Genomic DNA, 11,190 nt, shown 5'->3' with positions numbered 1-11,190 from the left:
GCCGCGCGCCGGTAGGGGGTGCCGTCGGCGTTGACGCGGCGCAGCCGCCCCATCCGCAGCCGGCGGAGCATGTCCGGGGTCATGCGTGAGGGGGCTATCTCGAACACGGCGCCGCCCTCGCCGCGGACGTAGATGGTCTCCTCGTCCGCGGCCCGCTGGGCTGCGGCGCCGAGCTTGCGCGGCCGGGTCCGCTGGGAGCGCACCAGGCGCAGGGCCTCGGCCCACTCCTCGGGGGTGACCCCGTCGGGGATCTGGTCGGTGTTCGCCATGTCAGGTGTACCTCGGGACTCGGAACGCGGTGATCGTGCCGGCGGCGCCGGACTCCACGTCGATGAGCAGGGATCCGTCGTTCTGCAGGAACCGGCCGGACTCCAGCGGGCCGATCCACCGGGTCTCGATGCCGACTGTGACGGTCAGGTCGCCCTGCCCGGCGGCGATCGCGGGCGGGGAGTCCCCGGCCACGATGGTGATGTCGCCGCCGGCGGAGGCGTCGATACGGAGGATGGTCTGCTCGGGCTCGGCGTCGGCGATGGTGTGCCCGGCGTCGGCGCCGGCGTTGAGCGCGGTCCCGGCCGGGTCGTCGGTGTCGCTGTTCGCGGCGAGGTCGCTGTAGGCGACCGAGGTGCGTGCCATGGGATCGGTTCCCCTCTCGGCTCAGGTCTGGGAGACGGTGGCGACGGCGATACCCTCGGGCCGCACGAGCTTGGCGCCGTACAGGGCCAGGCCCTTGACCGCGTCCGAGAAGCTGGACTCGGGCCGGTAGGCCTCGGTCTTGTTGATCTGCTCGGCGAAGGAGATGGCCCCGGACACCCCGGCCTGGACCACGTTGTCGTCGCCGGTCGGGTTCGGGGTGTTGTTGGACTTCAGGATCCGGAAGTTCGCGGCCTCGCCGACCTCGCCGTTGCGCAGCGCGGCGGTGGAACCGGAGGCGTCAGCGCGCACGAACCGGTCGTCCCTCAGCAGCCGCCCGTACGCCCACGGCGGGACGACGCAGTAGCGGCCCTCGGACGGGGCGTCGGCCTCGTCCAGCAGGACGCTCAGCGGCACCAGGACGTCGTCGTAGAACGCCTCGGGGGTGCCGGTCGGGACCGACACCGTGCCCAGGTCGTTGGCCGCGGCCACCCCGGTGTAGAGGCCGGCGACGTACCGGTCGGCGACGTCGGCCAGCCGGTAGGCGGCGCGGGACATGGCCTCGGGCATCACGTTGCCCTTGGCCTGCCGCCTGTCGACGTCGTCCACCTTGAAGGCCCAGTACTTGGACTGGTCGATGACCAGGTTCCGCTGGGCGTCGGTCAGCTCCTCCGGCGTGATGACCGTGCTGTTCGGCACGTAGTCATCGATCGTCGGGTCGCTGATCGAGGTGATCTTGACGGTGTCTCCGGCCTCGGAGATCTCGCCCTCGTAGTCCCGGTTGACGATGCCCGGCCCTGCGTAGACCAGGTTCTTGCGCCACGCGACCAGGAGCCGGGCGCTCCAGACCTGCGGCTGGAAACGGGTGATGGCCACAGCGGCCCTCCTTGGTTAGCTGCTGACGCCCAGCAGGTCGTCCAGGCGGCCCTCGTCCTGGGCCTTGACGATCTCCTCGGGCGACATGCGGTCGAGATCCTTCTTGGTGAGCTGGCGCGGGCGGCCCGCCTTGCGCTGTGCGCCGCCGTCGCCGGTGCCCTGGAACCTGCGGCCGCGTTGCGCTGCCAGGTAGGGCTTGTTCTTCAGCAGGTCGTCGATCGCGTCCGCGATCTCGTCCTCATCGACCTGGCCGTTCTCGTCCACCTCGAACTGATCGAGGTCGAGGAACGTGAGCGCGTCGCGGGGGTCGGCGAGCCGGCCCTTGGCCGCGGCGCGTACCTCCGAGCGCACGATCCGCTGGTTGGCCTTGGCCGTTGCGGCCTGCTCGGCTCGCCGCTGGATCGCCTCAGGGCTGGTCTCGTCGTCGCCGCCAGAGCGGCCGGACAGCTCCTCCTCGGCCTTGCGTCGCTTGGCGCGCTCGGCCTTGAGCTTCTCCTTCATGCGGGCCAGGGCCCGCTTGCCCTTCTCTCCCAGGGCGGCGGCATCTTCGTCCTCTTCGGACTCCTTGCCGTCGTCCTCGTCCCCGTCCCCGTCCTGGTCGTCGTCCGACTCGTCGCCGGCGTCGTCCTGGTCCTCGCTGCCGTCCTCGTCGTCCTGGTCGCCGTTGCGGTCGTCGTCGTCCTGGTCGTCGTCTTCGCGGCCGTCGCCGCCGAGGACGGGCCAGATCGGGTACAGCTCGGTGTCGTCCTCGCCGGGGCGGGCTTTGCGCCAGCCCAGCGCGCGGGCGCCGGTGAGCGGGTGGGTGGGCAGGGTGCGGTGCATGGTGTCTCCCGTTGCGGGCGGGCGCCCGGGCGTTGCGCGCGGGCGCGGGTCTCAGACGATGTACGCGTGCTTGCGCAGCAGCGCGATGGCTTCCTCGCGCGAGGACGCGCGGGCGTAGATCTCGGCGGGCATCAGCCGCACACCGCGGGCGCGGGAGTACCGCTCGCCGGGGCGCCGCTCGAAGCTGCTGCGGCGGCGGCCGGCGATGCCGCGGCGGGTGGTGCCCTCGCGGGTGGCGCGCACGGTCTTGCCGTACAGCGTGGCCGTGGTCATGCCGCGGCGGGCATTGACGACCTGGGCGATGTCCGCCCCGTCGGCGATCGCTTTCACCGCGTCCGGGCCGAACGCGTGGCGGCGCTGCGCCTCGGTCATCTGGGCGTAGACGTCCTCGGGCATGACCGGGGTCGGGGTGTGGGTGCGGGTGATCGGCTCCATCGTGCACTGGCACCGCGGATGCCGCAGGAACCCGTCCGAGATGCCGTACTCGCGGCCGGCCAGGACGATGCACCGCGCGCACGCGCCCACCTGCACCACCCGCATGTAGGAGGTGACGGCCGGGCGGGCGATCATCCCGACCAGGTCGGCAGCCCGCCCCGCGTCGGCCACCAGCGTGCGCGTCAGCAGCTCCAGGAACGCGGCCCCCGACGCGATCGACCAAGCGACCGAGAAGCCACGCCGGATCCGGTTCAGCGCCACGTACACCGGATAGGCCAGCAGCCCGGACAGGTCCCGGCCGTCCCCGGCCACTCCGGCGAGCTCCTCCGCGTTGACCTCGCCCTCGGCTGGCTCCCCGGGCAGCAGCCGGGCCAGGTACGGGCCGGCCTGCCGCGCGGCCGCCAGCTGCCCGGCCGCGACCAGGGCGACGACCTGGGCGAGCTGCGCCAGCCACGACTCTTCCAGGTCCTCGGGGTCGACCTGCTCCCACAGCGGCCGCACCGCCCGGGCGGTCGCCGCAGCGGTGGCGGCGCGGTCGGCCTGGTGCTCGGCGGCGGTCGGCGTCGGGCTCACGCCGCGTCCCGGTCCGGCTCGCCCTCGGGCTCGTCCTCGCCGGTGTCGTCGGCGGGCGGCCGGCCAGCACGATCGGCCATGAGGCGGGTGACCTCGGCGACCGGGTCCAGATCGGCCTCGGCCGCGCGCATCGCCACCAGGTCGGCCACCTCGGTGGGGGTCAGCCCGTACCGCAAGGCGAGCCACTCGAACGGGAACCCGAGCTGCTTGAGTTTCAGCAGTGCGTCGGCCATCTGCGCGTGGCTGCGGGATTCGGAGTCCGCCCACATCACGGTCCCGGCGCGCATCGCGGCCGCCTTGGCCTCGTTGTCCTGGGCGAGGGCGATCAGCCGGGCCACCTCGCGCAGGGCCTGGCCGAACCAGATCTGCTTCTCGCCGACCCGCTGCACCAGGCCGGTCTCGGCGGCGATCAGCGCGTCCCCGGACAGGTTGGCCATCTTCCCGATCAGGTAGTGCTGCGGGGTGCGGGTCTGCGCGGCGATGTGCCCGACGGCCACCTCGATCAGCGAGGTGTACGCCGCGAGGTTCGCGGCCTGCCACTCGCTGATCTTCGCGTCCTTGCCGGTGATCCACAGCACCCGCTCGACGTTGAATCTGCCCAGGTCCACGGGCTGCTGGCCGATGATCTCCCCCGCGCTGTTGAGCTTGGGGATCATTGGCCGTTCGGCGCCCATGACGACCCGCTGCGGGAAGGACGCGTAGTCGCTCGCGGTGAAGCACTGCGCCCACAGCAAGTTGATGGCGTCCTGCATGGAGACCACGCCGGACACGTCCGGGATCGGATCGTCCACCAGCAGCGGCCGGTTCGGCAGCTCCACCATCGGCACCACACCCATCGGGTTGGGCTGCGGGTTCGGCTCGTCCAGCTCCTCCTCGTCCCGCGGGGTCCAGGTGCGCCGGCGCTCCCGCTCGGCCTCCGGGAGCCACAGCCGCATCTCCTCGTCCACGTCCGCCATCTGCGGACTCTTCTCCTGCCGCTGCATGGGGCGGGAGAACTTCCACACCTCATCGGGCAGGTAAAGGGTGGCGAAGTCCGTGTTGCCGTCCTGCCACCGCTTCAGCGCCGCCCGCCGCTTACGGCGGGAGCCGGGCTGGTAGGCGACGATGCACTGGGCGGCGTCCTCGAACGTGACGTCGACGGCGTCCTCGTCGTCCGGGTCGCCCCACACCAGCACGAACGACCGGCCGGAGTTGACGGCGCCGAGGAATCCGAGCTGGGAGTCGGCGTCCAGCGCGTTCTCCTGCCACACCCGCCACAGCTCATCGTCGGCCCGCTCCTCGCCGGCGGCCTTGAACCCGGTGACCGTCAGCCGCTCCACCGGGCTGTCGCTGACCACCTGGACCCAGTTGTCGGAGAAGTCGCGGTACCGCGTGCCGTGGTACTTGGCGAACTCGTCCGAAGCGAAGCGCAGCTTCTGCTTGCCCCGGTAGTAGTCGTTGTTCCGGTCGATCTCCCACCGGCGCCGGGTCAGCTCGTTCTCCAGCAGCCCGACCAGGCGCAGGGCCTGCGACAGCGTCGCCACTCCCTCCTCCCTCCCCGCATCGTCATGCGCTGTAGAAGTAGCTGACTTGCTTCTCGGCGAGGCCTGCGGCGATGACGTCGCCGAGGGCCTCGTGAGCGAGGATCGACGCCATCGCGACGTCGATCTTCTGCGTCGGGCTGGCCTTCTTCAGCACGTACAGCCCGGACGGCTTCATCGCCGCGCGGGTGTTGCCGATGTGCGTCTCGGTCCACTCGCACCCGTCGTGCGTGAACGCGGCGGCCTTGCCCGGGCCCCGGCCCTCGGCCTTGGTGTTGCGCTTGACCACGTCGGTGCGCAGCCGCTCGGCGGCGGCGTGCATCTGCACCAGGCGCCGGGTGTACCAGCGGATGACGCGCTCCTCGCCGTACAGGTCCACCCACTCGTCGACCTCGGTGTCCCAGTACGGCGGGTCCGCGTACAGGCGCACCACGTCGTAGCGGAACATCAGCTGGTGCATGGCGGCGCGGACCTCGCCGCGCGGGACCTGCCCGCCCCAGTCGGCGGGATTCCAGATGGTGGGCCGGTCCTCCCCGCCGGAGTCGTACAGCGGGGTGAACTGGTAGCCGTCCATCGTCTCGGCCCGGATCGCGGTCCAGTCGTCCACATCGGAGCCGTCGAACCCGAGCACGATCCGGGTGTGCGCCGGCACCAGCCGCGGCATCGCCTTCGCCGACCACTTCGCCACGTCCAGCCAGCCCGCGGACCCGGCCACGCACCGGTTGCCGTAGAACCGCTCGGCCTGGGCGGGGTCTTTCTCCATCAGCTCGGCGGCCTCGGCCTCGATGGCGTCCAGGTCCACGTGTGTCGACCCGGCGTACACGATGCGGTGGATTTTCCGCCGCTGCCGCTTGTCGCCGTACGACAGGGACCGCGGGGCCTGCGGGTGGTAGCGGAAGATGTCCGGCCGAGTGGACTCGGCGGTGCGCTGCGCCACCGAATCCTCCGACGGGTCCCACGCGTTGGTGGTCTCCATCGTCCGGCCGCCCATACCGGCCGCGCCGCGCCGCTGTGTCTCGGCGACCTTCCGCAGCTTGTTCGCGTCGGTGTACAGGCCAGTCTCATCCTGCAGCGCGAACACGATCGGGTTCCCCAGCCGGGACAGCGCCGAGGACGTGACAGTGTCGATCCGGCCGTCCTCACCGACGCGGGTGAACTCCTCACCCACCCGCAGCCGCTCCCCCAGCGGCCCGCGCTTCACCATCGCCTGCAGCGGCCGGTACACGTTGTCCACCTGGTCGGCCGCCGTGGCCGTCAGCTGCAGCAGCGGCGTCGGCCAGGGCGTCCCCATCGGCTCGCCTGGCTCGTACGCGTACCACCAGCCGCAGCTGCAGCCGTGGTCCGCGCACCGGTACACCTCCCCGCCGCGCGCCCAGCCGGCGAACACCACCGGGCCGCACGCTTCGGCCAGCACGATCGCGGCCGACCATGGGCCCTTGCCGGTCTTCTGCGGCGCCACCACCTGGGAGCGGCGGTAGAAGAACGCCGGCGCCAGCTGGCCCACCGTGGCGGTCGGCTTGACCCGGTAGTGGTTGACGGTGCACCACAGCTGCCACGGGTACAGCTCCAGCCGCTCGCCGGCGCGGAACCTATCCGGGATCGGGCAGTGCTGCTCGATCCAGTCCGGCACCACCCACATCGTGGGGAAGTCGACAACGAACTCGGCCGCGGCGTCAGGCGCCTTCGCGGTCATAGGGCACGACCTTCAGCCGGTCCCTGGCCGAGGGGCGGCGCGGTGCGGGCTCGCCGGTCTCCTCGGCCTCGGGCACGACCAGGTCACCGGCGCCGTCGACCGGCGGGATGCGCCACCGGTTGCGGAGCATGCCCTGCACCGTCAGGCCGAGGGACTCCATGTACTGCCGCACCAGCCGCAGAACGTCGGCGCGAGCGTCGGGCCGCTCGGCCTCGGCCAGCGAGCGCACCAGCAGCGCGACCTCCAGGTCCTGGTGCATCTGTTCCCACATCACCGCCTGCGGCCGGCACCACAGGTCGCACCACAGGTCCCACTCGCGGCCGCTGGGGTCGGTCAGCGGCCAGTCGGGCGGGTCGCCGGGCCGGCCGTCGGGCGGCAGGGTGGTCCACCCGGCCCGGTCTGACGGGCGGTCGCGGCGCAGGGCGTTGGGGTCCGGCGGCGGTCCGGAGACCGCGCGGGCTCCTCCTCGGGGCATGGTGATCACTCCTCCAGCAGTCGCGTTGCGCGACACCAGGAGTCGTCACATTGCGTGACGACGGGGGCCCTTTGAACCTGACAGACCTTCCGGAGCCCTCCCCGGCGTTCCGGCTCCCCTACCGCGAGGGGGTCCATCCCCACCCCCGGCCGGGCCGCTGACCTGCGCAAACGCCAGCCTTAGGGCTCTGACCTGGGGTGATGGCACACGGTCACGGTTCGCGGTCGTTCCAGCCGCCTGGCTGCTCACGTGCTGTGTGCCGGCTGTGGTGGGCCTTGGTCATGGCCTGCAGGTTTGCCCAGTCGTGCCCGCGCGGTCCGAGTGGTCCGAGTCCGTCGATGTGGTTGACCTCGGTGGCGCGTGGTCTGAGCAGCGCGGGCTGGGCCTCGCACTCGGCGCACTCGCACAGGGGGTGGGCAGCGAGGTAGGCCGCCCTGGTGCGTTCCCAGCGGCTGTCGTAGCCCCGGGCTCGTGCGCTGCCCCTGGACGCCCGGGCACCCCCCTGACACCTCTCGCAACGCCCCCCGGGGGTCAAGTTCGGGCACCCGGGGGTGGGGCAGACCTGCATCGCACGCCGCCTGGGCACGAGCTCCTCCTGGTGCGCTTCGGGGCCGGGGAGCGGGGCACCTCGGTACGCTCAGGGCCCATTGCGGCCAGGCGTGGGGCCGGCCGCGTCAACGCAGGGGGTACCGATGGTCAACGTGAACGTGCGGCCGGACATCGACGCTGCGGCGGCGAAGCTTCAGAGTGCGGTCGGCTCGAAGCGGGAGATTCAGCGGTTGCCGGAGGTGCTGTGGGAGGGCGAGACGGTGGAGATGCTCGCCACGGGCTTCTACGGCAAAGGCAATGGGCTGGTGGCGATGACCAGCATGCGGCTGGTGTTCCTGAAGCACGGGGTGCTGTCGCAGCAGGTGGAGGATTTCCCGTACGACCGGATCAGTTCGGTGCAGTGGTCCGGGGGGATGCTGATGGGCACGCTGTCGGTGTACGCGTCGGGGAACCGGGCGGATATCAAGCAGATGCCGAAGGACTGTGGGAAGGCGCTGGCGGACGCGCTGCGGGCTCGGCTGGCGCAGGGCGGTGCGGGGGCCGCGCAGCAGGCTCCAGCTCCGGCTGCTGCTGGGGGCTCTCAGGACGTGGCGTCGCGGCTGCGGACGCTGGACGAATTGCGGGCCGCCGGGGCGATCACGGATGCGGAGTACCAGGACCGCAGGAAGGCGATTCTCGACAGCCTCTGACGGGGTTGTGGTGCGGCCGCCCGGCGCAGGGGTTGACTGGGCGGCCGCACCGTCCCCTCCACTCCCGTCCCCACGGGGTGGTGTGTGCCGCGCGGGGTAGGGCAGCACCCCTGCTGGTTGTTCCTGTCCCGCGCGGGGTTGGTGGGTATGCGGAAGGCCCCGCCGTGGGGGGTGAGCGGCGGGGCCTTCGTTGCGTTGTGTCCGGGCATGCCGGGCGTGGGGCCCATGATGGGGCATGATCGGCGCGGCTGCAACTACGGGCGTAGTACGGGGCCCGTCGTTGGCGCGACGGGCCCCAAGGGACGCAGAGCCAGTGTGGCAGGCGGTCAGCGTCGCTTCTTCTGCTTCGGGGTGCCGGGCACCGGGCGCTCGGGCTGGCGGAACCAGCCGCCGCGCGACGGCACGTAGTCGGTGGCCGCGGCCTCGCGGTCGGTGTCGCTCATGCGGTCGCGCATCTCGCGCAGGGGGATCGTGTGGCGGAATGCCATGATGGCGTCTCCTGTCTCGTGCTCGGGATAGGGACCGGGGCGGGCTGATGTCTTGGCGGATGGCGGCCCGTCCCGGGGTTTCAGCGGGAGGTGGTGCTCCGTCGGCTGGCGGTCTCGACGGGTTCGCGGATGATCGTCATCCCCTCCCCGCGCTCCACCACCAAGGCGTTGTTGCTGTTGCTGTTGTTGCTCTGACCAGCGGCAACAACGCTCTCGGGAGCGTCGAACGGGGGAGAGGGGAGCGGCGGGAAAGCGGCCCGATCCACGCCCGTGGAGGTCCTCCCACTCATGCGGACCGCCTTGGTCGGCACCCCCGCCTCGGCCAGCAGGCGCCGCACGGGGGCGGTGTCCTTCCCGAATCCGAGCGCCTGGGCGAGCGCGGACAGGTGGACGTGCGGGTCGGCGAGGTCGTGCATGGCGGCCACCAGCTCGGGCACGCCCGGCCCGCCGGCGGGAGCCTCCGCCCCGTCCTCCCCTGGCTCGTCGCGCCGTGCGGTGAGCCAGCTGCGGGCGCGCTGCCAGCCGAGGCAGCCGAGCACGCCGACGACGACGTATGCGACTTCGGGCAGTGCGGCGACGATGCCCCACATGGCCAGCAGCAGGACTCCGGTGAGGATGATGCGGGCGGTGCGCTCGCTCACTCCGTCCTGCTCCCCCGGCTCACCGGGCTCAGCCTGGGGCCCGGTCTCGGCCGGGGCGGTCATCCGAACACCCCGGTGAAGGCGGCGCCGGCGAGGTTGACTCCGGAGCCGAGCGGGACCGCCGCCGCACCAGCGACGGTCCCGGACAGGGCCACGAGGATCCCGGCGAGGCACCCCATCAGGATCTTGCTCTTGGACTGGTGCGGGCCCCACTTGAGCAGGCCCAGCAGGACGATCGTCAGCAGGAACACGATGACGTATCCGCCGGGGGTGAGGGGCATCTGCTGGGCGCGGGTGACGTCGGGTGCCTCGCCGCCGATCCCCCAGACCAGGGCCGTGTATCCGGCGACGTTCCCGGCCCACAGGGCGACCCAGGTGACGGAGCCGAGGGCGGAGACGGAGCCGAGGGCGGCGAGGGCGGCGAGCATGCCGTAGGCGAGGGAGAGGACGAAGGGGACGAGGGCGGCGAGTCTCTTCTTCTCCTTCATGATCCAGCGCATGAGGAAGGCGATGATGATGCCGACGCCGAGGGCGACGCCGCCGAGGTTGATGGCCATGTACGGCATGAGCGGGTCCTAGAGGGTGAAGAGCCAGGCGGCGTAGGCCGCGGCGGCGAGGACGAGGGCGAGGGTGCGGGCGGCGGGGAGGAGCCACTGGCCGGGCTCCCAGCGGGGCGCGATGGCGAGGAGGCCGATGGCGGCGAGGAGGGCGAGGAACCCGAACCAGATGGCGGCGAGCGCGGCGCTCATCGGGCGCCGTGCCGGGCTTCGCGGAGGTACCGCTTGGCGGTGGCGAGGCTCACTGAGAGGTGCTCGGCGACCTGGCCCGAGGTGAGCCCAGGGTCTTGAGCCAGGAGCGCAGCGACCTGAGCCACGGCCTGAGCCTTCTGAGCCGACTGGGGTGACGGGGCGGCCGTGAACCCGAATGCGTGCCCTTTGGCCGGTGTGGGGCGGGCCGGGGGCTCAGGGGCGGCGACCTGGTCGGATACGAGCGTGGTGGGGGTGGGTGAGCCGGTGGGCTCGGCGGGCTCGGTGGTGGGCTGAGCCGGGTGAGCCGCAGGCTCAGCAGGGGTGAGCTCCAGGGGGCGGAGTCGCTGGAGCTCGCGGGTCTTGTCCTGCCGGGTGAGCTCGATGTCGAAGTCGACGGACACCTCCGCCAGCAGCAGCTCGGCGTTCATCTCGCGGCGCCGCATCTCGATACGGTGCCGGGCCTCTTCGAACCGCATGCCGCGCTCCATCGCGGCGAGCGCGTGGCGTTCGTCGTCGGTGAGGGCGGCCGGGTCGCGCAAGTCGGCCAGAGCCATCAGCCACACGACCTTCGTGCCGAGCGGCAGCAGCGGCCCGGCGGCCGCCATCGCGGCCACCTCGCGGTGGAGGCCGTGCCAGGTGAGGAGGGCGGCGACGGGCAGGAGCAGCAGCCAGCCAAGGGTGGGGATGAGCCACTTCTTCCAGACGCGGACGCCGCGGTACTCGGCGATGACGACGGAGGCCCAGATGATGTCGGCGCCGGCTGCGACGGTGATGCCGATGGGGCCGGTGCCGAGGAAGTCGGTGAGGCTCCAGGTGGTCCAGGCGAGGGACGCGGCGGACAGGGCGGCGGCGGGGTAGAGGAGGGGGCTTTTCACGGTGTGCTCCGTGGCGGTGTGGGGCCGGGCCCGCGGTGTCGGTGCGGGCCCTCCAGGGGGCGGAGTCGCTGGAGCTCGCGGGTCTTGTCCTGCCGGGTGAGCTCGATGTCGAAGTCGACGGACACCTCCGCCAGCAGCAGCTCGGCGTTCATCTCGCGGCGCCGCATCTCGATAC

At 72.1% G+C, this 11,190-nt stretch carries 14 protein-coding genes and 1 pseudogene; 1 reads left to right on the top strand and 14 read right to left on the bottom strand.

Translation table 11 applies throughout. From position 1 onward, the window contains the following. From LJ221_RS20660 to LJ221_RS20620, 9 genes and pseudogenes are all read right to left on the bottom strand, one after another. Positions 1-269, bottom strand: a pseudogene (locus LJ221_RS20660) (hypothetical protein); the annotation flags it as partial. A gap of 1 nt (position 270) precedes the next feature. Continuing rightward, positions 271-633 (bottom strand): hypothetical protein, encoded by a 363-nt coding sequence (locus LJ221_RS20655; protein WP_241718228.1) that lies wholly within the window; start codon positions 631-633, stop codon positions 271-273. A 21-nt stretch (positions 634-654) separates the two neighbouring features. Beyond that, entirely contained in the window at positions 655-1,506 is an 852-nt protein-coding gene (locus LJ221_RS20650) for a phage capsid protein (RefSeq protein WP_241718227.1), read from the bottom strand. A gap of 15 nt (positions 1,507-1,521) precedes the next feature. After that, positions 1,522-2,328, bottom strand: coding sequence for a hypothetical protein (locus LJ221_RS20645; RefSeq protein WP_241718226.1), 807 nt, complete (start codon positions 2,326-2,328; stop codon positions 1,522-1,524). Positions 2,329-2,379: 51 nt separating this feature from the next. After that, positions 2,380-3,336: a hypothetical protein gene (locus tag LJ221_RS20640; protein WP_241718225.1), complete on the bottom strand. Its 957-nt coding sequence runs from the start codon at positions 3,334-3,336 to the stop codon at positions 2,380-2,382. Beyond that, positions 3,333-4,859, bottom strand: a complete 1,527-nt coding sequence (locus LJ221_RS20635; RefSeq protein WP_241718224.1) for a phage portal protein — start codon at positions 4,857-4,859, stop codon at positions 3,333-3,335. The genes LJ221_RS20640 and LJ221_RS20635 overlap by 4 nt, the downstream gene beginning before the upstream one ends. Positions 4,860-4,881: 22 nt before the next feature. Next, positions 4,882-6,549, bottom strand: coding sequence for a hypothetical protein (locus LJ221_RS20630; RefSeq protein ID WP_241718223.1), 1,668 nt, complete (start codon positions 6,547-6,549; stop codon positions 4,882-4,884). Next, entirely contained in the window at positions 6,530-7,024 is a 495-nt protein-coding gene (locus tag LJ221_RS20625; protein WP_241718222.1) for a hypothetical protein, read from the bottom strand. Before LJ221_RS20625 ends, LJ221_RS20630 begins: the two co-directional genes overlap by 20 nt. Before the next feature lie 211 nt (positions 7,025-7,235). Continuing rightward, complete coding sequence (locus tag LJ221_RS20620) at positions 7,236-7,610, bottom strand: HNH endonuclease signature motif containing protein (protein ID WP_241718221.1); 375 nt, start codon at positions 7,608-7,610, stop codon at positions 7,236-7,238. Between the two features lie 106 nt (positions 7,611-7,716). Between LJ221_RS20620 and LJ221_RS20615 the strand changes: the two genes are divergently transcribed. Then, positions 7,717-8,262 carry an SHOCT domain-containing protein gene (locus tag LJ221_RS20615; protein ID WP_241718220.1) on the top strand — a complete coding sequence of 182 codons (546 nt, stop codon included), beginning with the start codon at positions 7,717-7,719 and terminating at the stop codon, positions 8,260-8,262. Between the two features lie 326 nt (positions 8,263-8,588). Here the strand turns inward: LJ221_RS20615 and LJ221_RS20610 are convergent, their stop codons facing one another. The 5 genes from LJ221_RS20610 to LJ221_RS20590 form a co-directional block, all read right to left on the bottom strand. Continuing rightward, positions 8,589-8,750, bottom strand: a complete 162-nt coding sequence (locus LJ221_RS20610; protein ID WP_241718219.1) for a hypothetical protein — start codon at positions 8,748-8,750, stop codon at positions 8,589-8,591. Positions 8,751-8,830: 80 nt separating this feature from the next. Then, complete coding sequence (locus LJ221_RS20605) at positions 8,831-9,391, bottom strand: hypothetical protein (RefSeq protein WP_241718218.1); 561 nt, start codon at positions 9,389-9,391, stop codon at positions 8,831-8,833. Positions 9,392-9,450: 59 nt separating this feature from the next. Beyond that, positions 9,451-9,957 carry a hypothetical protein gene (locus tag LJ221_RS20600; protein ID WP_241718217.1) on the bottom strand — a complete coding sequence of 169 codons (507 nt, stop codon included), beginning with the start codon at positions 9,955-9,957 and terminating at the stop codon, positions 9,451-9,453. A 9-nt stretch (positions 9,958-9,966) separates the two neighbouring features. After that, entirely contained in the window at positions 9,967-10,140 is a 174-nt protein-coding gene (locus tag LJ221_RS20595) for a hypothetical protein (RefSeq protein WP_241718216.1), read from the bottom strand. After that, positions 10,137-11,015, bottom strand: a complete 879-nt coding sequence (locus LJ221_RS20590; protein WP_241718215.1) for a hypothetical protein — start codon at positions 11,013-11,015, stop codon at positions 10,137-10,139. Before LJ221_RS20590 ends, LJ221_RS20595 begins: the two co-directional genes overlap by 4 nt. Between the last annotated feature and the right edge of the window lie 175 nt (positions 11,016-11,190).

It is taken from the genome of Streptomyces sp. CNQ085, assembly GCF_022614595.1.
In the GTDB taxonomy this organism is placed as follows: Bacteria; Actinomycetota; Actinomycetes; order Streptomycetales; family Streptomycetaceae; genus Streptomyces.
This window is presented reverse-complemented; position numbering and strand designations above follow the sequence as displayed.

What these genes read in the sequence shown, in the direction of transcription:
- LJ221_RS20655 (WP_241718228.1), bottom strand. Translation starts at nt 633, where the DNA reads ATGGCACGCACCTCGGTCGCCTACAGCGACCTCGCCGCGAACAGCGAC.
- LJ221_RS20645 (WP_241718226.1), bottom strand. Translation starts at nt 2,328, where the DNA reads ATGCACCGCACCCTGCCCACCCACCCGCTCACCGGCGCCCGCGCGCTG.
- LJ221_RS20630 (WP_241718223.1), bottom strand. Translation starts at nt 6,549, where the DNA reads ATGACCGCGAAGGCGCCTGACGCCGCGGCCGAGTTCGTTGTCGACTTC.
- LJ221_RS20625 (WP_241718222.1), bottom strand. Translation starts at nt 7,024, where the DNA reads ATGCCCCGAGGAGGAGCCCGCGCGGTCTCCGGACCGCCGCCGGACCCC.
- LJ221_RS20615 (WP_241718220.1), top strand. Translation starts at nt 7,717, where the DNA reads ATGGTCAACGTGAACGTGCGGCCGGACATCGACGCTGCGGCGGCGAAG.
- LJ221_RS20610 (WP_241718219.1), bottom strand. Translation starts at nt 8,750, where the DNA reads ATGGCATTCCGCCACACGATCCCCCTGCGCGAGATGCGCGACCGCATG.
- LJ221_RS20600 (WP_241718217.1), bottom strand. Translation starts at nt 9,957, where the DNA reads ATGCCGTACATGGCCATCAACCTCGGCGGCGTCGCCCTCGGCGTCGGC.
- LJ221_RS20595 (WP_241718216.1), bottom strand. Translation starts at nt 10,140, where the DNA reads ATGAGCGCCGCGCTCGCCGCCATCTGGTTCGGGTTCCTCGCCCTCCTC.